Below are 20,902 nucleotides of genomic sequence, written 5' to 3' on the forward strand. Positions count from 1 at the left end.
TATCTAGAAAAAAAGTTCTAGACAAAAGTTTCTAGAACATTTATTCTGCATCCATTGTTAAATCCGGATGCTGAATATGTCTTCTGCTGTTGCAAAATCATCTATCCCCAAGCCCACGGCATCTGAGCTCAATTTGCTCAAGGTGTTGTGGCAGCATGGCCCCATGAGTGCCAAGCAATTGCATGAAACCATACAGGACGAACGCCCCGACCTGGCCTATGCCACGGTCTTGCGTCACCTGCAAATCATGCACGGCAAGGGCATATTGACGCGGGATGAAAGCCAGCGCTCGCATGTATATGCCCCCTCGCAAGAGCAGGATTCGCTGCAAACCAATTTGCTCAAGGACATGATACAAAAAGTCTTTGCCGGTTCTGGCAAAGCGCTGGTGCTGGCTGCCTTGCGTGGCCATGTCACGGATAAAGAACGTGATGAAATCGAACAGATCATGCAGGATGAGAAAAAATCATGATGCCAGCTTCCACATACGCAGAATACACAATCGCTGAATTGCTAGGCTGGCCGCTGCTGCATTTTGTCTGGCAGGGCGCGCTGATCGCCAGTATCTGCGCCATTTTGCTGGCGGTGACCCGTAATGCCCGCCCGCAATTGCGGTATGCACTGGCTTGCACGGCAATGCTGGCTTGTTTGTTGTGGCCTGCGCTAGGCATAGTGCAGCAATGGCAAGAACCGCAAACCATCAACCTCGAAACAGCCATACAACTGGCAGGCAAGGCCAGCATTTCACTGGACCTGGTCTGGGTCAGGCAAAGCCTGCTTGCTGCACAGATCGAGGCCTGGCTGCCGCTGGTAGTCACCCTGTGGAGCATGGGTGTGCTATTGATGTTGATGCGCCTGGCACTGGGCTTGCTGTGGGTGTATCGCCTTGGTCAACATGGCAATGATATTGCAGTGCTGACGCAGCAATGGCAGGCACGGACCAATCAATTGGCCTATCAATTTGCCATACGCCGCCAGGTGCAGGTGAAGTTCCAGCAAGACTTGTTGAGCCCGGTCACTTATGGCTGCATCAAGCCTGTCGTGGTCATGCCTGCATCCTTGCTGACCGGCATGGCACCCGACATGATAGAGGCCTTGCTGGCACATGAACTGGCCCACATCAAGCGCTGGGATTATGTCGTCAACCTCTTGCAAAACCTGGTCTTGTCGCTGCTGTTTTATCACCCTGCAGTGTGGTGGATATCCAAGCGCATCGACGCTGAAAGAGAACTGATTGCCGACGACATGGCCGCCGCCATGCTGGGCCAGACCCGACCACTGGCGCGTGCCCTGCAAGTGCTGGATAAATTGCAGATCGCTGCAATGCCGCAAGCCGCGATGGCGGCCAGCGGTGGTGATTTGCTGTCACGCATCAAACGCCTGGTGCGCCCTGATTCACAACCCTGGCACTGGAAGATGGCCGCGCCCGTGCTCGGTATTGCTGCGGCACTGTTGCTGGTATTGCAAACCCAGGTGAATGCCACACCAGAGTCATCAGAGCCCTCAGTGCCGTCAGCCCCAGTTGCTGCCGCAAAAGCAGAACCAGCTACCCACATCAGCGCCTATGTCAAAACCAGTTCAGAACATGTACTGGTGGTGGATGAACAAAGCGGCAAAGTCTTGCTGGAAAAAAATGCTGACACCATCGTACCCATCGCATCCATCAGCAAACTGATGACTGCCATGGTGACATTGGATGCGAAGCTGGATAAAGATGAGGCCATTACCATCAGCAAAGAAGATGTCGCGGGCTGGCATACCAACCAGGTCAAACTGCTGCCAGGCACGGTGCTGTCGCGGCAGACCCTGATGGAGTTGGCGCTGATTCCTTCCAGCAATGCGGCTGCCAAGGCACTGGCCAGGACCTATCCTGGTGGCAAGCCCGCTTTTGTCGCAGCCTTGCAAAGCAAGACGGCCAGCCTGGGTTTGCAGGCTACCCATCTGGAAGAAGCGGCGGGTATCTCACCCAATAACCGCTCGAATGCCAGAGATATTGCCCGCCTGGTCAAGGCTGCAGCCGGTTACCCTGAATTGCGCAAGCTCGCCAGCCGTAGTGAAGGTAGCTATAACGTTGCCGGGCAAACTTATGACTACCAGAGCACCAACAGCCTGACAGCTAGCAAGGACTGGGACATCAGCCTGTCAAAAACCGGGTACTCCAAAATCGCAGGCCGTTGTCTGACCATGCGTACTACCATCGCTGGCAAGCCCGTCATCATGGTCTTGCTGAATGCAAAAAATAGCGATGTACGTACTGATGATGTGATGCACATACGCACTGCACTGGAAGCTGCCAAGCCCGGCTAAACCACAGTCCCATTTACACACTGACTGTCCTGCGCCCTGAACCCTGAACGGCGCAAGGACCAGTCACACCCGTTACAACCCTTAATCTGTCGATGAAAGAAAACATCATGCTTTTTCAGCAGGCATCAACACGTCTATCTACCATAGCGCTCAGTGTTCTGGCACTGTTTGCCGGTAAGCAGGCGTTAGCACAACAACAGGCACAACAAACACCACAACAGGTAGAAATCAATGCAAAGTCACAACCCAATCGCGATCGTCAAGACGACGTGGGCATGCGCAGCGTCTATGGCCGTGAAGATATAGAAAAATACGGGGACACCAATCTCAGCGAAGTCTTGAAACGCCTGCCCGGCATCAGTGTCACCGAGAGCAAGGGCAAGGGCGCAGAGATACGCATGCGTGGCCTCGGCAATGGTTACACCCAGATATTATTGAATGGACAGACCACGCCGGTAGGTTTCACCATAGATAGCATCGCCCCTGACTTGATAGAAAAAATAGAAGTCATGCGTGTCGTCAGCGCCGATGTCAGTGCCCAGAGTATTGCTGGAACGATCAATATCATCCTCAAGAAAAAAAGCAGCAACCAGGCGACAGAAATCAAAGCCAATGCCAGCCTGCAGGCCGGACGTTTGTCGGGCAACCTGTCATGGAGTTTGGGAGATCAAGTGGGCGATCATCCTGAAATTTCTTATGTGATGGCCGGCACGTTCGAGAGCAATGTCAATCAGCTCAATACCCTGGCGACAGAAAGCCAGTCTGAACGCGCGAGCATGCGTGATGCATGGGTAACGACAGCAGACAGACAACTGCAGCAAAGCCAGCAAAACCGTCGTGATGCTGCCAGCCTGTCGCCACGCCTGAACTGGAAAATCAATGCGCAAGACAGTCTGAGCTGGCAGGGCAATTTGACTCTCGCGAGGCAGGAGCAGACCAAGCAGGAAAAAGAAAATACCTATGTTGGTGACAGTACCGATTTCCCGGATAACCACTCCATCTGGAGCGCCCACGTATTCACCTCGCGCAATGATCTGAGTTGGGAGCGACGCCTCGCCGACAGCGCCAGGCTGAGCATGAACCTGGGCTGGAACAGCCTGGACAGATCGACCAAATTTCATTTCTGGGGCAAGGACAATGCAGGGACATTAAAAATACATCGTTATGTCACCGGTGATGCCGATGAAAATGAATACCGCTTCAATGGCAAATACCTGGCACCGTACTCAGAATCACATGTGCTGAGTCTGGGCTGGGAAGCCAGTCGGGCATTGCGTCATGAAAACCGTAATGAGCAGGAATTCAATCTCCTTCCTGACAGCGCACACTACTATCAGGCGAGTCTGCAAAAACAGGCCATCTATCTGCAAGATGAATGGACTATCAACAGCGCCTGGTCAGCTTACCTGGGTTTGCGCATGGAGCGTATCAGCAGCAATAGCACAGAGGCAGGTAACTTTGATGTTCAAAACAAAGCCAGCATGCTCAGCCCGATATTGCAAAGCGTCTGGAAAATCGACGCCCAAAGACAATGGCGCATGGCACTCAACCGCAGTTTCAAATTGCCTACCGTGGGTAATCTCGTACCACGCCTGTTCCGCATCGATAACAACAATACCCCGCTCAATTCAGATTTTCAGGGCAATCCCAACTTGCGGCCAGAACGCGCCTGGGGCATGGAGCTGGCTTATGAGCACTACCTGACTGAGAATAGCGTCATCAGCGCCAACACCTATTGGCGACGGATAGATGATGTGATGCTTGAGCAGACTGCACAGGTTGGCAGCACCTGGGTCAGCAGCCTCGCCAACAATGGTCGCGCCCGTATCCTTGGTCTGGAAATTGAGGCAAAACTGAACTTGCAGCAACTGGCGTCCAGCATGCCAGCGCTGGAGCTGCGCGCCAATTTCAACCGCAACTGGTCAAGGGTAGAACAAGTGCCCGGTCCTGATAACCATCTGGCACAACAGGCGGGTTTGCTGGTCAGTACCGGTGCCGACTACCAGATCAATCCCGCCTTGCGGGTGGGGGCAGATTACAGCTATCAGGCCGCAAATAATATTCGTGAATCAGCTTATCTGACAGGGCACAACAGCCCCAGACGTCATCTCGATATTTACCTGGCCTGGAAGCAAAACAAGCAAAGTCAGTTGCGTTTTTCAGTCAGTAATGTGCTGCAACAAGACAAGATTGACAGCGGCATCTATACCAATCCAGTTTCACGCTGGACAAATATAAATCAACAGCAATCAGCGCGAACCTGGCGGCTGGTATGGGAAGTGAAGTTGTAATTCTGCCCGGCAGCATCTCTCCATTTTTAAAACATCAGCTGTTAAAACAACAGCTAAAAAAATTTTTAGGAAAATAAAATGAAATCAGTAGTCCTGTATTTCTATCAAATCAGCATCTTATTCATCGCAGCCATGTTCAGCCTGACAGCCACGAGCGCAGAAACTGACAAGCTCAAACGCATCGTTGATGAGGTCATACTCCCGGTACAGGAAAAAAATGCCATCCCCGGCATGGCTGTCGGTATTTTCGTTAATGGCAAACAATATGTGTTCAACTACGGGCTCGCATCCAAAGCCGGGAATGTTCCCGTCACCGATAACACCTTGTTTGAGATAGGCTCCATCAGCAAAACCTTTATCGCCACCATGACCACGCTGGCACAGGGCAGGGGAAAGCTGGCCCTGAACGACAAGGTCGCTGACCACATTGCCAGCCTCAAAGGCTCGCAGTTTGGCGAGACTAGCCTGCTGAGCCTGGCAACACACACGACAGGCGGCTTGCCCCAGCAGGTTCCGGATGAAGTGACCAGCGACGAACAACTGATCACCTATCTCAAGAACTGGAAGGCAGATCATATCCAGGGCACATACCGCACTTACAGCAATATCAGCATAGGCCTGCTCGGCGTTATCGCTGCGCAGAGTCTGCAACAACCCTTTGCCACCATCATGCAGGAACAGATATTTCCCACTATGGGCATGAATAATAGTTACATTGTTGTGCCAGAAAGCAAACGTGCAGACTATGCGCAAGGCTATAAAAAAGACGACACCCCGGTACGCATGAGCGAAGATGTGCTCTCGGCAGAAGCCTACGGCGTCAGAACCAGCGCCAGCGACCTTGTGCAATTCATCCGCGCTAATCTGGGTCAGATGGAACTCTCCCCCGAATTTGCAGCCGCCCTGAAAAACACACACACCGGCTACTTCAAAGCGGGCGGCATGACCCAAAGCCTGGTGTGGGAACTTTATCCCTACCCGACAGATATTGCTGCCGTGATCACAGGCTCATCCCAGCACATGGCCTTTGACGCCACTCCGGTGACCAAAATCACACCACCGTTCACACCTGGTAAAAACGTTTTTATCCATAAAACCGGCGCCACCGGTGGCTTCGGTGCCTACTTCGCCTTTGTACCAGCCAGGAATATGGGTATCGTCATCCTGGCCAACAAGAATTATCCAAATCAGACACGCATAGAGACGGCGCAAAAGATTTTGAGGCAGTTGGGCATGTGAATTTCTTATTTTGAGAAATGCCATGCTTTCTTCAAGACTTGTTGGCGTCGTAGCAAGTTAATCGCAAGCTAATCCCGACGAGTTGAATATAGACGAGAATGTAAGGCCGCTATATGCGGCCTTTTCCTTTTTCAGGGGATAGACTCAAATGTCGCCCTTGCTTCTTCGTGCTTGCAAAATAGCAACAGTACGCAGATATACATTTGATGTATCGTCAGCGAAATCACCGCCATCGCATGAAACATGTGGACGGGGCGCTGGGGGTTCAGTATTCTTTCATTATTCGTATAGGCTTTCAGGGTTTGCTGCTACGGGATGGGATTCCGTTTTGTCGCTTTCTTGAAGATAGCCAGTCATTGCATGCATGTGCATTGATTTTCATGTAACAAATTCAGGAGTTGGTCATGGCCACGGAAGAAAACGGTGTAGTGTACGGAACAGAAGATCTGTTGACGAGTTTGTGCAACTCGGTAATACGGGTGTTGAATGTCGCCACAAATAGCAAGGTGCATTATTCTGCCATGGTGCAGCGCATCACGAAGATAGGCTTGAAGCCGGACATCGGTTGCTTTGTGTTGTTTGATGGCGGCTTTTCCGGGCTGGTGGTGCTGAATTTTGATGGTGATACGGCGCTGGAAATCTACGAGAAATACATGCTTAACATGGGCATGCCCAAGTCTGAGCTGGCGTCTTCGTTTACCTCGGATGAGGTGGCGAATATCCTGGGTGAGTTGATGAACCAGATCGTGGGTGACTTCACTGGCAAGGTGCGTCGCGAACTGCAGACCAATATCACGCAGAACCAGCCGAAGATGTTGGTGCTGACCAAGCAGGTCATGTTGAGTGTGGATACGCCGCTGGACAGGCCGGAACTGCGCAGGGTTTCATTCTTCACTGAGAAAAACAATATTTTCTATCTGGAACTGGCGATAGACAGGACAGAGTTCATCAAACTGCATGACTTTGATACGCATGAAGTGGCTGATCCTGATGCTTTGCTGGACTTTGAGCAGGCTTCGGAACAAAAGTCCTCTTCTCCCGCCGCGCCTGATGATGACGAAAACTCCGAATTGCTGAAGTCTCTGGGTATGTAATTTAAGTTTGTAATATCTTAGAGTTCAGTTTTGCCTGTCTGGAGCAGGCAAGCAAACGAAAGGCCGCACTTGCGGCCTTTTTGCTATTCAAGCGGGAGGGGGTCTCAGGCCAGTTTTTTAACTACCACGCAGCCTATCGAATAACCTGCACCAAATGAGCAGATCACGCCTACATTGCCTGCTTCGAGGTCGTCCTGGTATTTGTGGAAGGCAATGATGGAGCCAGCCGATGAAGTATTGGCGTAAGTGTCCAGAATGGTTGGTGATTCTTCTGGCGATGCATCACGGCCCAAAATCATGCGGGCGATGAGCAAATTCATATTCAGGTTAGCCTGGTGCAGCCAGTAGCGTTTGACATCGGGAATGGCGATGTCGGCAGCCTGTACCGTGGAGGTAATGACGGCAGCTGCCATGGGGCAGACGTCCTTGAACACTTTGCGGCCTTGCTGGCGGAACAGTTTGTCTGGCTTGCCTATGCCGCTTTCATCTGCACGGTTCAAAAAGCCAAAGTTGTTGCGGATATTGTTCGAGAACTGGGTCTTGAGCTTCAGGCCGACGATTTCAAACTGGTGTTTGGATGTCGCCAGGTCTGCACGTTCTACGATGATGGCGGTGCAGGCATCACCAAAGATGAAGTGGCTGTCACGGTCGCGCCAGTTCAGGTGGCCGCTGGTGATCTCTGGATTAACAACCAGTACCGCACGTGCCTGGCCGCTTTGGATGGCGGTGACAGCTGCCTGTATGCCAAAGGTGGCAGAAGAGCAGGCGACGTTAATATCATAGCCATAGCCATCTATACCCAGGGCATTCTGGATTTCCACAGCCATGGCAGGGTAGCCACGTTGCATATTGCTGGCAGCGCAAATGACGGCATCAATATCGGTAGCAGTGCGGCCTGCGCGTTCCAGCGCCTGGCTGGCGGCAGCGACGGCCATTTCACACATGATGGACGGTTCTTCATCGCTGCGCTCAGGGATGTGTGGCACCATGCGGTTGATGTCGAGCACGCCTTCCTTGTTCATGACAAAGCGGGATTTGATGCCTGAGGCTTTTTCTATGAAGGCGACGCTGGATTCCTCCAGCGCGACTACTTCACCACTGGCGATGGAGGCGGCGTTTTGCGCATTGTGTTGCTGGACATAAGCATTGAAACTGGCGATCAGTTCTTCATTGGAAATAGACTGGGAAGGCGTGTACAGGCCGGTGCCGCTGATGACTACTTTACTCATCTCTTGCTTTCTGGTTATGTCGTTCTGAAGTATGCGCAAAAATGCGCGACGAAGTCGCTCGATTTTACACAATAAAGATGACAGTTAAACGAGAAACGCACAGAAATAGAGTGCTTATTCCAGTTTGGTGCGTCTGGAACAAGCACTCTGTAGTGCGGCAATGAAAGAATCAGGCAGTCAATTGCTGTCTGTGGTGCAGTAAATGGTCTTCAATGAAGCTATTGATGAAGTAGTAACCATGATCATATTCAGGCTGATAGCGCAAGGTCAGTGCTTGCCCGGCTGCGGTGCAGGCCTGGGCAAATTTCTCAGGATGCAGCTGTTCAGCCAAAAATTTGTCGGCAAATCCCTGGTCTATCAAAATGCCTTTGGGGAAGGGTGCCTGGCTCTGCTTTTGCATGAGTGCTGTGGCGTCGTACTCGACCCAGGTACTTTGATCAGTTCCCAAATAGCCGGTGAAAGCTTTTTGGCCCCATGGACACTGGCTGGGGGCTGCGACAGGGGCAAAGGCCGATACGCTGCTGAATAACTCAGGATGGCGCAAGGCCAGTACCAGGGCACCATGACCACCCATGGAATGTCCCATGATGCCAACGAGCGCCTTGTCCATGGGAAGGCTGGCCAGCAGCATGGGCAACAGTTCGGCGACGATATAGCTGTGCATACGGTAGTGCTTGTTCCACGGCGCTTGCGTAGCATCCAGGTAAAAGCCGGCAGCCACACCAAAATCCCAGTTATCGCTGTCGCCGGGGATGTTGGCATTGCGCGGGCTGGTATCTGGTGTGATGAGGATAATGCCTTCGCGTGCGGCAATGGCTTGCGCACCCGCCTTGATCATGAAGGTTTCTTCTGTGCAGGTCAGGCCAGCCAGGTAAATAATGGCCGGGCAAGTCTCGCCTGCCATGGCCTGTGGTGGCAGATAGACTGAAAACCGCATGGGCAAGCCTATCTCGGCAGAGTCATGCTGATAAAAGCGCTGCACGCCGCCATGGCAGGCGTGCTGGCTCAGCAAAGTCACTTCTTCTGCGTCGTTGTTGGATTCGCGCTGCGACATCAGAACAACACCACTGAGCGTATCGATTCGCCGCTCTTCATGAGATCAAAGCCTTCATTGATGCGTTCCAGCGGCAGGCGGTGGGTGATCAGGTCATCGATATTGAGTTTGCCTTCCATATACCAATCGACGATTTTTGGTACGTCAGTGCGGCCACGTGCACCACCAAAAGCTGACCCTTTCCATTCGCGACCAGTGACAAGCTGGAAGGGGCGGGTAGAGATTTCTGCGCCAGCTTCAGCCACGCCGATGATGATGGATTTGCCCCAGCCCTTGTGACAACACTCCAGCGCCTGACGCATGACCTTGGTATTGCCTATGCACTCGAAAGAATAATCAGCGCCACCATCCGTCAACTGGATGATGTGATCGACCACGTTTTCTACTTCGTTCGGGTTGATGAAATGGGTCATGCCAAACTGGCGCGCCATGCTTTCACGCGCCGGGTTCAGATCTACACCAATGATCTTGTCTGCACCAACCATTTTTGCAGCCTGTATGACATTGAGACCTATGCCACCGAGGCCGAATACAACAACGTTGGCACCCGCTTCAACCTTGGCCGTGAAAACCACGGCACCAACGCCGGTAGTGACACCACAACCGATATAGCAAATCTTGTCGAAGGGCGCATCTTCACGCACCTTGGCAACCGCGATTTCCGGTACCACGATGTAATTGGAGAATGTCGATGTACCCATGTAATGGAACAGCGGTTTGCCATCGAGCGAAAAGCGCGATGTTGCATCCGGCATCAGGCCGCGGCCCTGGGTGGAGCGTATCGCCTGGCAGAGATTGGTTTTGCGCGACAGGCAGAATTTGCACTGGCGGCATTCTGGTGTGTATAGCGGGATCACATGATCGCCTTTGCGCACACTGGTGACGCCGGGGCCGGTATCAACGATGACGCCTGCACCTTCATGGCCGAGGATGGCAGGGAACAGGCCTTCAGGATCAGCACCAGAGAGTGTGTAATAGTCGGTATGGCAAATGCCGGTGGCCTTGACTTCAATCAGCACTTCACCAGCTTGCGGGCCTTGCAGCTCAACTTCTTCTATCGTCAGTGGTGCTCCGGCTTTCCAGGCGATGGCGGCTTTGGTTTTCATGGCTGTCCTTTAAATGGTGGGTCTTGGTCTGACACTAAAATGAGTTTGCTGATTGTGCTGTAAAGCGCAGTGACTCTGTAATCTTTTTGTATGTATGGCCGATTTTGCGTTAAGAATGGCTTAAAAAGACGGGTGATGCCGTTTCGATTATGATGAGTGCTTTATTGAATATTATTGGGCCAGGGCTAATGATGAAGCCAATCAAAGCAGTGAAGTCAGGCATGGTCAAACGACCAACATTGGCACGCACAGTAGACATCGTGGTTTACCCCGGTTTCAAGGCACTGGAAGCGATAGGCCCTATGTCGGTATTTGAATATGCGAATATTCATTTGCAGCGTCAGGGCAAGCCTGCCGCCTATGATGTGAAGATTGCAGCGGCGCATTTGGGGCCTGTGCGTTCAGATACCCTGATGTGCCTGGAAGCCAGCAAGATCATCAATACCCTGGCCTTGCCGGATGACGCCATCATCGTCGGTTCGCGCCATATACAGCAGGCGCTGGCAGATAATCAGGCCATTATCGATTGGGTGGCTGAAGTTGCGACCAGGATCAAACGTCTGGCCGCGCTATGTTCAGGCGCTTTTTTCCTGGCCCGTACAGGTTTGCTGGATGGCAAACATGCGACCACGCACTGGAGCGTCGCCCAGCAATTGCAAGATGACTTTGCTGCGGTGCAGGTAGATGCTGATGCGATTTTTATACGCAGCGGCAACCTGTGGACTTCTGCTGGTGTGACCGCTGGCATAGACCTGGCGCTGGCCTTTGTGGAAGATGATTGCGGTCATGAACTGGCGCTCGAAGTTGCCAGCGACATGGTGGTGTACCTGAAACGTCCTGGCGGACAATCGCAATTCAGCACGCATCTGATGAGTCAGAAAACGGCGCAAACCAATATCCGTGAATTGCAGCAATGGATATTATCCAACCTGCACCAGCGTCTGCCTGTGTCGCAACTGGCAAAGATGGCAGGCATGAGCTTGCGCAATTTCACCCGTTTGTTCCAGCATGAAGTAGGTGTCAGCACAACAGAATTTATTGAGACAGCGCGCCTTGAATTTGCCCGGCAATTACTGGCAGACATGTCTGAGCAAACCCTGCCGGTGAAAACCATAGCCGCACGCTGCGGTTTTGGCAGCGACGACCAGTTGCGCAGGGTATTTCAAAAACGATTGAAGATGTCACCAACACAGTACCGTGCAGCGCTTGGCTGAAAAAGGTTTAATATCGTCCGACTTTACATGGCCATGTAACGCCCCGGCCTGTGGTTAAGGCTGATGGCCAGGTTCAGCGCAAACGCACCAAGTACAGAAGCCAGCAAGGCCGTAGGCGTGACGACCGCCAGTGACGCCGCCACGATGATGAAATCCACGCCCATTTGCAATTTGCCGGCCCGTATGCCACGTTTTTCTTGCAGATACAGTGCCAGTATATTGATGCCGCCGAGACTGGCCTGGTGGCGGAATAAAACGATGAAGCCGACACCCATCATCAGGCCACCTGTCAGGGCAACATAGAAAGGCGTCAGGGTGTTCATCGCAGTCAGGTGTAAGAGCTTGGGATGCAGGCTGGAAAATACCGAGACCAGTGCTACTGCACAAAAAGTTTTCAGGGTAAACCGCCAGCCCATACGCCGCCAGGCCAGCCAGTAAAACGGCAGGTTGATGAGAAAAAACACCATGCCAAATGACCAGCCTGTCGTATAGTGCAGCAAGAACGCCAGGCCAGCAGTGCCCCCCGTCAGCAAGCCCGCCTGATTGAACAGGGCGATACCCAGAGACACCAATAAAGTGCCAGTGATAATTGCCAGCACATCTTCCAGCAGGCTATGCGGAATAAAGCGTTTCGATGCAGTGGCGGTTTTCATGAGGGAGCAGGGTGGCAAATGAAACTGAATTTTACGCCGCCGCTCTTGAGTTCACGTCAGGCAAATACCTGCATTTTGGTTTTCATTGACCTGCGTCAAACCTGGGTCATGAGTTTTGCAACACAAGACCCCATAAAAAATATGGCTGATCAAATATGATCAGCCATCAGTGTTTTCAACAAATCAGCCTGTCAGTCTGTGCAATCCAATCAGACCTTCAATGCCTTTAACTGTTCTTCCGCGTCTGCCCGCAGTTTCTTGCTCAATGCCGGTTTGAAGCTGAGTGCTTTTTCAAAATATGAAATTGCCTTGGGTTTTTCATTCACTGCTTGCAGGCATTGCGCCAGGCGGTAATAGATACCGGCATTGGTGTCTAGCGTCTGGGCCTTTTCAAACCAGCTCAAGGCTTCTTTGTGCTTGCCCTGCTCCTGCAAGGAGCGTCCCATGCCAAATGCGCCCTGGTATTTGGCAGGAAAGCGTTGCTGCAGGTCGGTAAAAATGCGTTCGGCATCGCTGTATTTCTTTTGCTGCACATAATTTGCACCTATGCTGTACAGTATGTTGCGCTGCATGTTGATGAGTGACTCAGTATTACCGGGAATGGCACTCAGGGCCGCCGTTTCGGCACTGGCAAATTTGTCGTCTGCCAGGTCCACATTCGCCTGCAATAAATTGCCAGCAGCGCTATTCACTTTCGCGGTTTCTATGACCAGGTTTTGTGCCTTGCTTTTGCCACCACCAGCAATCGCCGGTGCCTGCAAATAAAATTGCAACAGTGAGCTGCGCGCGCTGTAATTTTTTGGGTCCAGTTCCACTGCCTTGATAAAGGCGTCGCGGATTTTGCCGGCGTAGGACATGGCGGCAAACATGCTGCCGGATGTGGCCTTGGTGCCTAAAACATTGCCCAGCATTTCATGGCATTCAGACAGTTGGGGATGGGCGCTAACACATTGCTCTGCGTATTTCGCCGCTTCATCGAGTTTGTCGAGTTTGCCTTCGGCCAGTATCAATTCTGCTTTTACCAGCAAGGCGTCAGCGTTATTGGCATCGGTGCTTAATTTGGCATTCGCGGCTTTTTCTGCTTCAGCATATTTCTTTGCCTTCATCAAGCCATCGTACTCATGGGCGCTGGCGGCTTGCATGGTGAGCAAGGTGATGGCACTGGCGAGCAGAGCAGGTACAAGTTTCATGGAAGACCCCCGAAAAGAATTGATCCCTCATTAACGCTGCGCCAGTCATTTGGTTGACTGGCGCAGTGAAGGGACAAAACCGCAGGGATCAAAAAGGACAGATCAGTCTCAGTCTTTCTTTTCCGTTTCCAGTTCCTTTTGTGTTTCTTCTGCTGTGGTGGCTTCCCTGGCCGGGAAGAAATAATCACGTGGATTTTCCTTGAAGCGTGTCCAAAGCAAGACAGTCAGCAAACCACCCTGGCCAAAACTGACGCGGCGCGAACGCAAGGCTACCAGCATCGCCAGGCTGAAGCTGACACCAAGATTGACCATGCCTATGCACATGATGCCAAACAGCGAATACACAGCCACTTGCCAGCTCATGATATTGTCGAGGCCGACCAGGGCAAAGGCAAAATTGGCACTGGCAAAGGTGATGTGGCGGATGTCTATCGGTAAGCCAAAGAAACTGCCCAACTGCCCTATCGTACCGAGCATGATGCCAAAGAAAAAATTCCCCGCTAGTGCGCCGAGATTATTACCTATGTAAGTGGTGACACGCAGCAGACGCGTTTCTCCGAGCAGGCGTTTGAGCCAGCGCAACTGGCGCAAACGTTCTGGGATATTGCCATAGCTGGCCTTGTTATCGTAATAGCCCGAGATCAAACCAGACAAGAACAGGCAGACACCGGCAATGGCTGCATGTGGCAAGGCCAGGCTGGCGAAAGGGTCGATATCATGCAGCAGATGCTGGGCCTTTTCTGGCGACACCAGATGTTTGCCCGTGATCGAGACCCAGCCCCAGGCAATCGCATACGCAGTAGGCATGGCCAGACCAATATTGCCGATAATGGCAATGAATTGTGAACGCAACACGCGCACAATGAGTTCTGCCAGTTCATCGAGTTTCTGTTTGCCGCCATCAATAGCCCGTGCCAGCAAGGCCGCAGTCATCGCCGGTTGCTTGGTGGCGATGGTGAAATGCAATACATGCACCAGCATGAAGCCGCCTGAATAATTCAGGCTGTACAGCACGGCATAGCCAAACGGCGCCAGTGCAAGGGTGCCGAACAAAATCTTGATCAGCGCCATGAAGCCGACGATGAAGCCAGCCCCCAGGGCAGAGCGCAACATCTCCAGCCATTCTGCGCGATTATTGGTTACATAATGCTCACCGCTTTTCCCGGCTCTTTCGGTTACTTGCAACGACAAGAGCTCGGTATTGCTTTGCATGAGATTGCGCAAGCTATGGTTGTGGTTTTCTGCGATAGACAATTCCTTGAACAGGGTAGTGCCTATGGCAGCGGCATGGTCAGTGCTGCGGCTGTCGAGCATGTCAAGCAACTGGCGCAGTCGCGCTATGCTTTGCATCAATTGCAGCAGCAGGCGCGTCAGGCTGATCGATACGCCTTGCATGGCGGCAGTGCGGCGTATACGGTTGGCGATGTCTTCACACTGTGTCAGCAAGACTTCGATATGTTTGCTGTCTTCCCGTTCATGTGACTTGTCAGCCAGCCATTTTGTATAGCAAATCACATAGTCATTGATGGCGTCATTCTGGCGCAAGAAAGGCGACTCGAATTTTTCTATATCAGGATAATTGCGTACCAGTTCGGCTTCCAGGCCGATATTTGTAATACGGTAAGACAATACCTGCACGGCACTCAAGATTTCACATGTCAGCGCGGCATACGTAGTGCGTGGGGCGCGTGAGCGGAAACCTATGGCCTTGAGCAAATCCATCCAGGACTGATCCGCGACTGCATTGATCCAGATATGATCCGTTTTTTTATAAAACAACTGGCCAAACACATCCTTGATATAGGCGTCATTCACCAGCGGCGGCAAAAATTTATTCATTAATCTTTGCCTGGCCGCTGACCAGAAACCAATATTCTGGGTAATACCCACGTCTGTGAACAAATGTACCAGCTTACGCGTGGTCAATACCTGTACCAGATAACAGCGCAAGGCCTTGCGCCATGCCGGATTACTTTGCAGCACAAAGCACAGCGCACGCAGGTTGTCGGTAGCCCTTGCGGTATCTTGTGGGCGGGGTGGGCGTATCTCTGCAATCAGGTCACGCAAGTACTGGATATCGTTGAGTGCAGGATATTCGCCAAGGCGGATTTCAATTTCCGCTAAAACACTGTCTAAGCTCAAACCTTTCTCCTCAAAATGCCATGAACATAAGCTTGTAACGCAATTCATGGGTTTTGTCATGCAGCTAGTAAAAGTGGAGAGCCTTCCATTAGCATACCTAAGTCTTTAAGAGGTGTGGCAAATTGCTGATTTTTCAAGAGCAGCACAATGTAAGCCATTGCATTTGCATGCAAAAAGAGGCAATTTAGTCTAAAGTGTCGGGGTGTTCATTAAAAAGGTTGAGCGTTGGATAATTTATTGTTGGTGCTGGCTGCCCTGTTGCTGGTCTTGTTAAACGGCTTTTTCGTGGCGGCAGAATTCGGTCTGGTGAAGTTGCGTCAGACCAGGGTGCGCAGTATTGCGAAGACTTCGGGTTTGCGAGGCCGCCTCTTATTCACGGTGCATCAACACCTGGATACCTATTTATCCGCCTGTCAGTTGGGCATCACCCTGGCGTCACTGGGCCTGGGCTGGATAGGTGAACCCGCCTTTGCCCGCTTGCTGCATCCTATATTTTCCCTCGTCGGCGTTGATTCTGAAGAATTAATACACGGCATCTCCTTCTTTTTCGCTTTCTTTGTTATTTCCTTCCTGCATATCGTCGTTGGCGAGCTTGCGCCAAAATCGATGGCGATACGCATGCCTGAGCGCGTCTCTTTGTGGACAGCGCCAGCCCTGTATGCATTTTACTGGGCCATGTATCCGGCGATCTGGACACTGAACTTCAGTTCCAACAAGGTCTTGAAATGGATAGGCCTGAGTGCTGAACATGGTGGTGATGCCCATTATTCGCCTGAAGAACTCAAGCTCATCCTGCGCGGCAGCCATGGCGGCAAGAAAGAAACCCGCGATGAGTGGAGCATCATGGCCCAGGTGCTGGACTTTGGCGGCCTAGAGATTTCTGACCTGATGCGCCCCATCAATGAAGTCGTTGCCATGTATAAGGGCGTCAGCCTCGAAGAAAACATGCAGACTGCCGCGCGTAACCGCTTCAGCCGTTATCCTTACTTTGATGAAGATGAAGAAACCGTGCTCGGCATGCTGCATCTGAAAGACCTGTTCCTCGCGCAGCAGGCTGGCAAACCGCTGGATGATCTGAGCAAGCATTTGCGCCAGGTTGAGTTTGTGCCGCCTACCATGCCTGCGCTGGAATTGTTCCGCCGCTTTCGCAAAGGCGCGCCGCACTTCGCCATCGTCGGCGTACGCGGCAGCAAGCCGGTAGGATTTTTGACGCTGGATAATCTGTTGAGCGCCCTGGTAGGCCAGATACGCGATGAATTCCGCCAGAATGAAAACGACTGGACGACACTGGACGATGGTACCCTGATAGGCAAGGGCAGCCTGCCGCTGTTTACGCTGGGCAGCGCCCTTGGTTTTGATGTCGATAGCGATGAAGTTGAATCCATAGGCGGCCTGATCATGCACAAGCTTGGTGATTTGCCGGTGGAAGGGCAAAAAGTCGAATTTGACCGTTTTGATGCCGTCGTCAAGAAAATGAACGGGCCCCGTATCATTCTGGTCAGGATACATCCCAAATCCTGAGAACAGGACATTTCAAGTTGTTGAGCCGGTGACACCATACTGTTGCCCAATATCAATAACTTGTTAATTCTCTTGTCATTGTTGTATTTTGATTATTGACACCATTTCACCTGCTTGTCCTTCACGTTAGAATGATTACCCGTCAAAGTTGATTTCCTGTCGTAATTGTATTGGCTCACTGAGGCAAAAATGCAATGACATCGCACAACAGCTTATCCATCTACTCTCGTAGCTTTTGGCTTACGCTGTTGGTATTTGCCGTTTTTGGCGCAAGTTTTTTTTTGTACGTCGAGTCAGAAAGAGAAATTGATCGCGCTAATGAAACGCGTTTCAATTCCTATGGCTTGATGGAAGAATTGCGGCAGTCCTCGGATGATTTGACGCGTATGGTACGCAGCTACGTCGCGACAGGCGATACAGCCTACAAAAAAAATTATTACCACGTACTGGCGGTACGAAATGGCCAGTCTTCCCGGCCTGCGATAGGCCAGCCGCTATACTGGGATCTGATGGCCACACAGATAGTCGACAAGACTCCCAATGGTGGTGCCATCCAAGACTTTGCAGCAGGCAAGAAGATAGCCTTCTTTGATCTGTTGCGCCAGGCTGGCTTTTCTGAGCACGAATACAAGGTGCTTTTGCAGGCTAAGCAAGGCGCGGACAATTTGGTTCTGGTTGAACTTGATGTGATGCGGCAATTAGAAACTACTGGCCCTCGCTTTGATGAGATTCGGGATCGTCTGATACGGCAACTGCACGGCAAGGAATACATAGAAGCAAAGACCAGTATCATGAGTTTGATCGATACCGCGCATGATCTTATGGATGAAAGGACGCTGCGGCTGGTCAAGGAAGCAGAAGCCAATTCCATTCGCCTTCGCCTTGTCTTCATTTTGTTTGGTGTACTACTGCTTGGCCTTTTATGGCGTGCCTATCGCGCCTTGCATTATACGCTTGGGGCCTCACTCAATGACGTCCATGCAAGTCTTGTAAAGCTGGGAAGCGGTGATTTCAAGCAGGCAATCAGCTTTAATGCAGGCATGTCTGAAAGTATCATGGGATGGTTGTCGGTGACACAGTCTCGCCTGGCTCAGCTTGAAGACCAGAAGCTGATTGACGTTGCAAAAAAACAGAGGATAAGCCAACTGTACAATGCCTTGAGCCAATGCAATCAAAGTATTTTGCGCATTACCAATGAGGAAGACTTGCTGCCAGGTATTTGTGCCGATGCAGTCGAAATTGGCGGACTAAAATTGGCTTGGGTAGGCATTTTTGACGCGGGTACGAATGTGATCAGGCCAAGTGCTTCATATGGCGCTGGCATTGAATACCTGCAGAATCTGGAAATAGAACTCTCTCCAGTCAGCGAGGAAGATCTTGGGCCGAGCGCTCTTGCCTTTATCAACAGACGTCCCGAGTGGTGTCAACAATTCCAGTCTGATCCACGAACAAAAAAATGGCATGAACGAGGGCTCCAGTATGGCTGGAAATCGTCTGCCGCGCTTCCGCTTTTCATGAATAAAGGTGTAATTGGTACCCTCAACATCTACAGTGAAAACGAGAACGCATACGACGATGTCGTGAAAGACTTGTTGATTGAGTTTTCCGTTAATGTGAGCCACGTATTGAATCGGTTCAGGCTGGAGAAAGATCAGCGACATGCTCTGCTGATGGAGGAGTTGCGTAGTTACCTGCTTGAGCGGATTACCTTCCCTCAAAGACTGGATGAATTGCTGTCTGAGGTCGTACTCAAGATTGAGGCCTTGTTGCCAGGATGCATCTGCTCGATCTTGCTACTTGGCAATGAGGGGCGTTATATTAGAACCGGTGCTGCACCGAACCTCCCTGATTTTTATGTGGACGCGATCAATGGGCTGGAAATTGGCCCTGGCCTTGGTTCCTGTGGAAATGCAATGTTTACGGGCCAAAGAACGATTGCGCGAGATATTTCTACCCATCCATTCTGGGTGCAATTCTGGCCATTGGCAAATCAGGCTGGCCTAAAAGCCTGCTGGTCACAACCTATCCTATCTTCGGGTAAAAAGGTCATTGGTGCATTTGCGATTTACCACAAATTTCCGTCAGAGCCAGACGGTTTTTCCTTGAACCTGTTGGAGATGGCAGCACATCTGATCGCAATAGGTATTGAGCGTAAGCAGTCAGAAGACAGCCTGCGCAAGTTGTCACAGGCGGTTGAACAAAGCTCTAATGCCATCGTAATTACGGACAGTCAGGTCAATATCGAATATGCAAATACCTGCTATTTAAGAAACGCGGGCAAGGAATTAGCCGAGGTGATAGGACGAAACCCGAGCATTATGCATTCTGGCAAGACTGCGCCGGAAGTGTTTGAAGAAATGTGGCGACAACTACAGCGGGGTGAAAGCTGGAAAGGTGAACTCATTAACCTTTATGCGGATGGACAGGAGCATACAGACCTCGCGCATATTTCACCGATCAGGAATGCGTCAGGGGTGGTCACGCATTTTCTCGCCATCCAGGAAGATATCAGCGATAAAAAGCGTACTGAAGAGCGAATTAAATATCTGGCGCACTACGATTCGTTAACTGGGTTGCCTAACCGCGCCCTGCTTGATGAGCTTGCACGATATGCGCTGAGCCTGGCGGATCGCAGTCATGATCCACTTGCCGTCATTTTCTTCGATCTTGACCACTTCAAGGATATTAATGATAGCCTCGGGCACAGTGTAGGTGACATTATGCTGGTCGAATTGTCAAAACGCCTGGTCGCTGCCATGCGCGAGAATGACACCATCTCGCGCCTGGGTGGGGACGAATTTATTTTGCTATTGACGGGAGTGGACGAACATAAGGTCGAGCAAGTAGTGCAAAAACTCATGCGCGCGGTGAATGCGCCTTTCCGTATTGGCGAATATGATTTAAACGTAACTGCATCCATGGGCATCGCAATCTATCCTAACGATGGTCACGATTTAGAGACCTTGTCGCGCAATGCCGATGCTGCGATGTACCGGGCCAAACGTGAAGGGCGTAATTCTTACCGCTTCTTCACCCAGGAAATGCAGGAGCGCTCGACCCGTCACCTGGAGCTGGTGAATGCCTTGCGTCAGGCGCTGGAGAAGCAACAATTCCAGTTGCATTTCCAGCCGCAAATATCGATGCAAACTGGTCATGTGCTCGGTGCCGAGGCATTGCTGCGCTGGCACCATCCTGTACTTGGACAGGTGTCCCCCGCAGAATTTATCCCGGTGGCAGAAGAGAGCGGTTTGATTTTACCCATCGGTGAATGGGTCTTGCGTACGGCAGCAAAGCAATGGAAGCAATGGCAGGCCAGCGGTTTGCCAGATTTATTGATTGCCGTCAATTTGTCTGCCGTTCAGTTCCGCCATCATGATTTGCCTGCACTGGTGACACGCATACTGCAAGAGGCAGATATGCCACCGGCATGCCTGGAACTGGAATTGACGGAAGGCGTGGCCATGCATGATCCGCAAGGTGCAATTGCTGTCATGAATAATCTGTATGAGCGCGGCATACGCATGTCCATCGATGATTTTGGTACCGGCTATTCTTCCCTCAGTTACCTGAAAAAATTCAAGGTCTACAAGCTGAAGATAGACCAGAGTTTTGTGCGCGATATTACCAGTGACCCGGAAGACCGCGCCATCGTCAGTGCCGTCATCAGCATGGCCAAGAACCTGGGCCTGATGACCATCGCCGAAGGTGTGGAAACAGCAGAACAACTGGAATTTTTAAAGCAACAGCAATGTGATGAAGTGCAAGGCTACTATTATTCACGGCCCTTGCCGCCTGAGCAGTTTGCAGAGTATTTCCGGAATAGTTTGCAGTAAATGCTGGAGTGCCAGGTGGCACTGACAGC

The 20,902-nt window shown here is 51.5% G+C and carries 14 protein-coding genes; 8 read left to right on the forward strand and 6 right to left on the reverse strand.

The features are described 5' to 3' along the window. The first annotated feature begins 76 nt into the window (after nucleotides 1–76). From ACO0LN_RS20855 to ACO0LN_RS20875, 5 genes are all read left to right on the forward strand, one after another. A complete protein-coding gene (locus ACO0LN_RS20855) occupies nucleotides 77–472 on the forward strand; it encodes a BlaI/MecI/CopY family transcriptional regulator (protein ID WP_162057357.1) in 396 nt (131 codons plus the stop codon). Next, complete coding sequence (locus ACO0LN_RS20860; protein ID WP_422977068.1) at nucleotides 472–2,307, forward strand: M56 family metallopeptidase; 1,836 nt, start codon at nucleotides 472–474, stop codon at nucleotides 2,305–2,307. Before ACO0LN_RS20855 ends, ACO0LN_RS20860 begins: the two co-directional genes overlap by 1 nt. Before the next feature lie 107 nt (nucleotides 2,308–2,414). Continuing rightward, entirely contained in the window at nucleotides 2,415–4,598 is a 2,184-nt protein-coding gene (locus ACO0LN_RS20865; protein ID WP_422977071.1) for a TonB-dependent receptor plug domain-containing protein, read from the forward strand. A gap of 78 nt (nucleotides 4,599–4,676) precedes the next feature. Next, nucleotides 4,677–5,837, forward strand: coding sequence for a class C beta-lactamase (ampC, locus tag ACO0LN_RS20870; protein WP_422977073.1), 1,161 nt, complete (start codon nucleotides 4,677–4,679; stop codon nucleotides 5,835–5,837). Nucleotides 5,838–6,241: 404 nt separating this feature from the next. Next, nucleotides 6,242–6,931, forward strand: coding sequence for a DUF3334 family protein (locus ACO0LN_RS20875; protein WP_422977075.1), 690 nt, complete (start codon nucleotides 6,242–6,244; stop codon nucleotides 6,929–6,931). Between the two features lie 104 nt (nucleotides 6,932–7,035). Here ACO0LN_RS20875 and ACO0LN_RS20880 read toward each other — a convergent pair whose 3' ends face one another. The 3 genes from ACO0LN_RS20880 to ACO0LN_RS20890 form a co-directional block, all read right to left on the reverse strand. Continuing rightward, the gene (locus tag ACO0LN_RS20880) at nucleotides 7,036–8,160 is read right to left on the reverse strand and encodes a beta-ketoacyl-ACP synthase III (RefSeq protein WP_422977077.1); all 1,125 of its coding nucleotides are present in this window, start codon (nucleotides 8,158–8,160) and stop codon (nucleotides 7,036–7,038) included. A gap of 169 nt (nucleotides 8,161–8,329) precedes the next feature. Further along, the gene (gene fghA, locus ACO0LN_RS20885; protein WP_422977079.1) at nucleotides 8,330–9,214 is read right to left on the reverse strand and encodes an S-formylglutathione hydrolase; all 885 of its coding nucleotides are present in this window, start codon (nucleotides 9,212–9,214) and stop codon (nucleotides 8,330–8,332) included. Next, on the reverse strand, nucleotides 9,214–10,320 hold the full coding sequence (locus tag ACO0LN_RS20890; protein WP_162057367.1) for an S-(hydroxymethyl)glutathione dehydrogenase/class III alcohol dehydrogenase: 1,107 nt from the start codon (nucleotides 10,318–10,320) through the stop codon (nucleotides 9,214–9,216). The genes fghA and ACO0LN_RS20890 overlap by 1 nt, the downstream gene beginning before the upstream one ends. Nucleotides 10,321–10,511: 191 nt before the next feature. On the opposite strand from ACO0LN_RS20890, the gene ACO0LN_RS20895 reads away from it, so the two are divergent. Beyond that, nucleotides 10,512–11,534 (forward strand): GlxA family transcriptional regulator, encoded by a 1,023-nt coding sequence (locus ACO0LN_RS20895; RefSeq protein ID WP_422977081.1) that lies wholly within the window; start codon nucleotides 10,512–10,514, stop codon nucleotides 11,532–11,534. 23 nt (nucleotides 11,535–11,557) lie between these two features. Here the strand turns inward: ACO0LN_RS20895 and ACO0LN_RS20900 are convergent, their stop codons facing one another. From ACO0LN_RS20900 to ACO0LN_RS20910, 3 genes are all read right to left on the reverse strand, one after another. Next, on the reverse strand, nucleotides 11,558–12,187 hold the full coding sequence (locus tag ACO0LN_RS20900; protein WP_422977083.1) for a YitT family protein: 630 nt from the start codon (nucleotides 12,185–12,187) through the stop codon (nucleotides 11,558–11,560). A 209-nt stretch (nucleotides 12,188–12,396) separates the two neighbouring features. Beyond that, nucleotides 12,397–13,377, reverse strand: coding sequence for a tetratricopeptide repeat protein (locus tag ACO0LN_RS20905; RefSeq protein WP_422977085.1), 981 nt, complete (start codon nucleotides 13,375–13,377; stop codon nucleotides 12,397–12,399). A gap of 108 nt (nucleotides 13,378–13,485) precedes the next feature. Further along, a complete protein-coding gene (locus ACO0LN_RS20910) occupies nucleotides 13,486–15,519 on the reverse strand; it encodes a site-specific recombinase (RefSeq protein ID WP_422977087.1) in 2,034 nt (677 codons plus the stop codon). Between the two features lie 225 nt (nucleotides 15,520–15,744). On the opposite strand from ACO0LN_RS20910, the gene ACO0LN_RS20915 reads away from it, so the two are divergent. Next, nucleotides 15,745–17,040, forward strand: a complete 1,296-nt coding sequence (locus ACO0LN_RS20915; RefSeq protein ID WP_422977089.1) for a hemolysin family protein — start codon at nucleotides 15,745–15,747, stop codon at nucleotides 17,038–17,040. Between the two features lie 194 nt (nucleotides 17,041–17,234). Beyond that, nucleotides 17,235–20,873, forward strand: a complete 3,639-nt coding sequence (locus ACO0LN_RS20920) for a bifunctional diguanylate cyclase/phosphodiesterase (RefSeq protein ID WP_422977091.1) — start codon at nucleotides 17,235–17,237, stop codon at nucleotides 20,871–20,873. Nucleotides 20,874–20,902: the final 29 nt, after the last annotated feature.

This window comes from Undibacterium sp. TC9W, assembly GCF_049339865.1.
Taxonomy (GTDB): domain Bacteria; phylum Pseudomonadota; class Gammaproteobacteria; order Burkholderiales; family Burkholderiaceae_D; genus Undibacterium.

Excerpts from the sequence above, each read along its gene's own strand:
- ACO0LN_RS20890 (WP_162057367.1), bottom strand. The coding sequence starts at position 10,320 with ATGAAAACCAAAGCCGCCATCGCCTGGAAAGCCGGAGCACCACTGACG.
- ACO0LN_RS20880 (WP_422977077.1), bottom strand. The coding sequence starts at position 8,160 with ATGAGTAAAGTAGTCATCAGCGGCACCGGCCTGTACACGCCTTCCCAG.
- ACO0LN_RS20855 (WP_162057357.1), top strand. The coding sequence starts at position 77 with ATGTCTTCTGCTGTTGCAAAATCATCTATCCCCAAGCCCACGGCATCT.
- fghA (WP_422977079.1), bottom strand. The coding sequence starts at position 9,214 with ATGTCGCAGCGCGAATCCAACAACGACGCAGAAGAAGTGACTTTGCTG.
- ampC (WP_422977073.1), top strand. The coding sequence starts at position 4,677 with ATGAAATCAGTAGTCCTGTATTTCTATCAAATCAGCATCTTATTCATC.
- ACO0LN_RS20860 (WP_422977068.1), top strand. The coding sequence starts at position 472 with ATGCCAGCTTCCACATACGCAGAATACACAATCGCTGAATTGCTAGGC.
- ACO0LN_RS20920 (WP_422977091.1), top strand. The coding sequence starts at position 17,235 with ATGACATCGCACAACAGCTTATCCATCTACTCTCGTAGCTTTTGGCTT.
- ACO0LN_RS20865 (WP_422977071.1), top strand. The coding sequence starts at position 2,415 with ATGCTTTTTCAGCAGGCATCAACACGTCTATCTACCATAGCGCTCAGT.
- ACO0LN_RS20900 (WP_422977083.1), bottom strand. The coding sequence starts at position 12,187 with ATGAAAACCGCCACTGCATCGAAACGCTTTATTCCGCATAGCCTGCTG.
- ACO0LN_RS20905 (WP_422977085.1), bottom strand. The coding sequence starts at position 13,377 with ATGAAACTTGTACCTGCTCTGCTCGCCAGTGCCATCACCTTGCTCACC.
- ACO0LN_RS20895 (WP_422977081.1), top strand. The coding sequence starts at position 10,512 with ATGAAGCCAATCAAAGCAGTGAAGTCAGGCATGGTCAAACGACCAACA.
- ACO0LN_RS20875 (WP_422977075.1), top strand. The coding sequence starts at position 6,242 with ATGGCCACGGAAGAAAACGGTGTAGTGTACGGAACAGAAGATCTGTTG.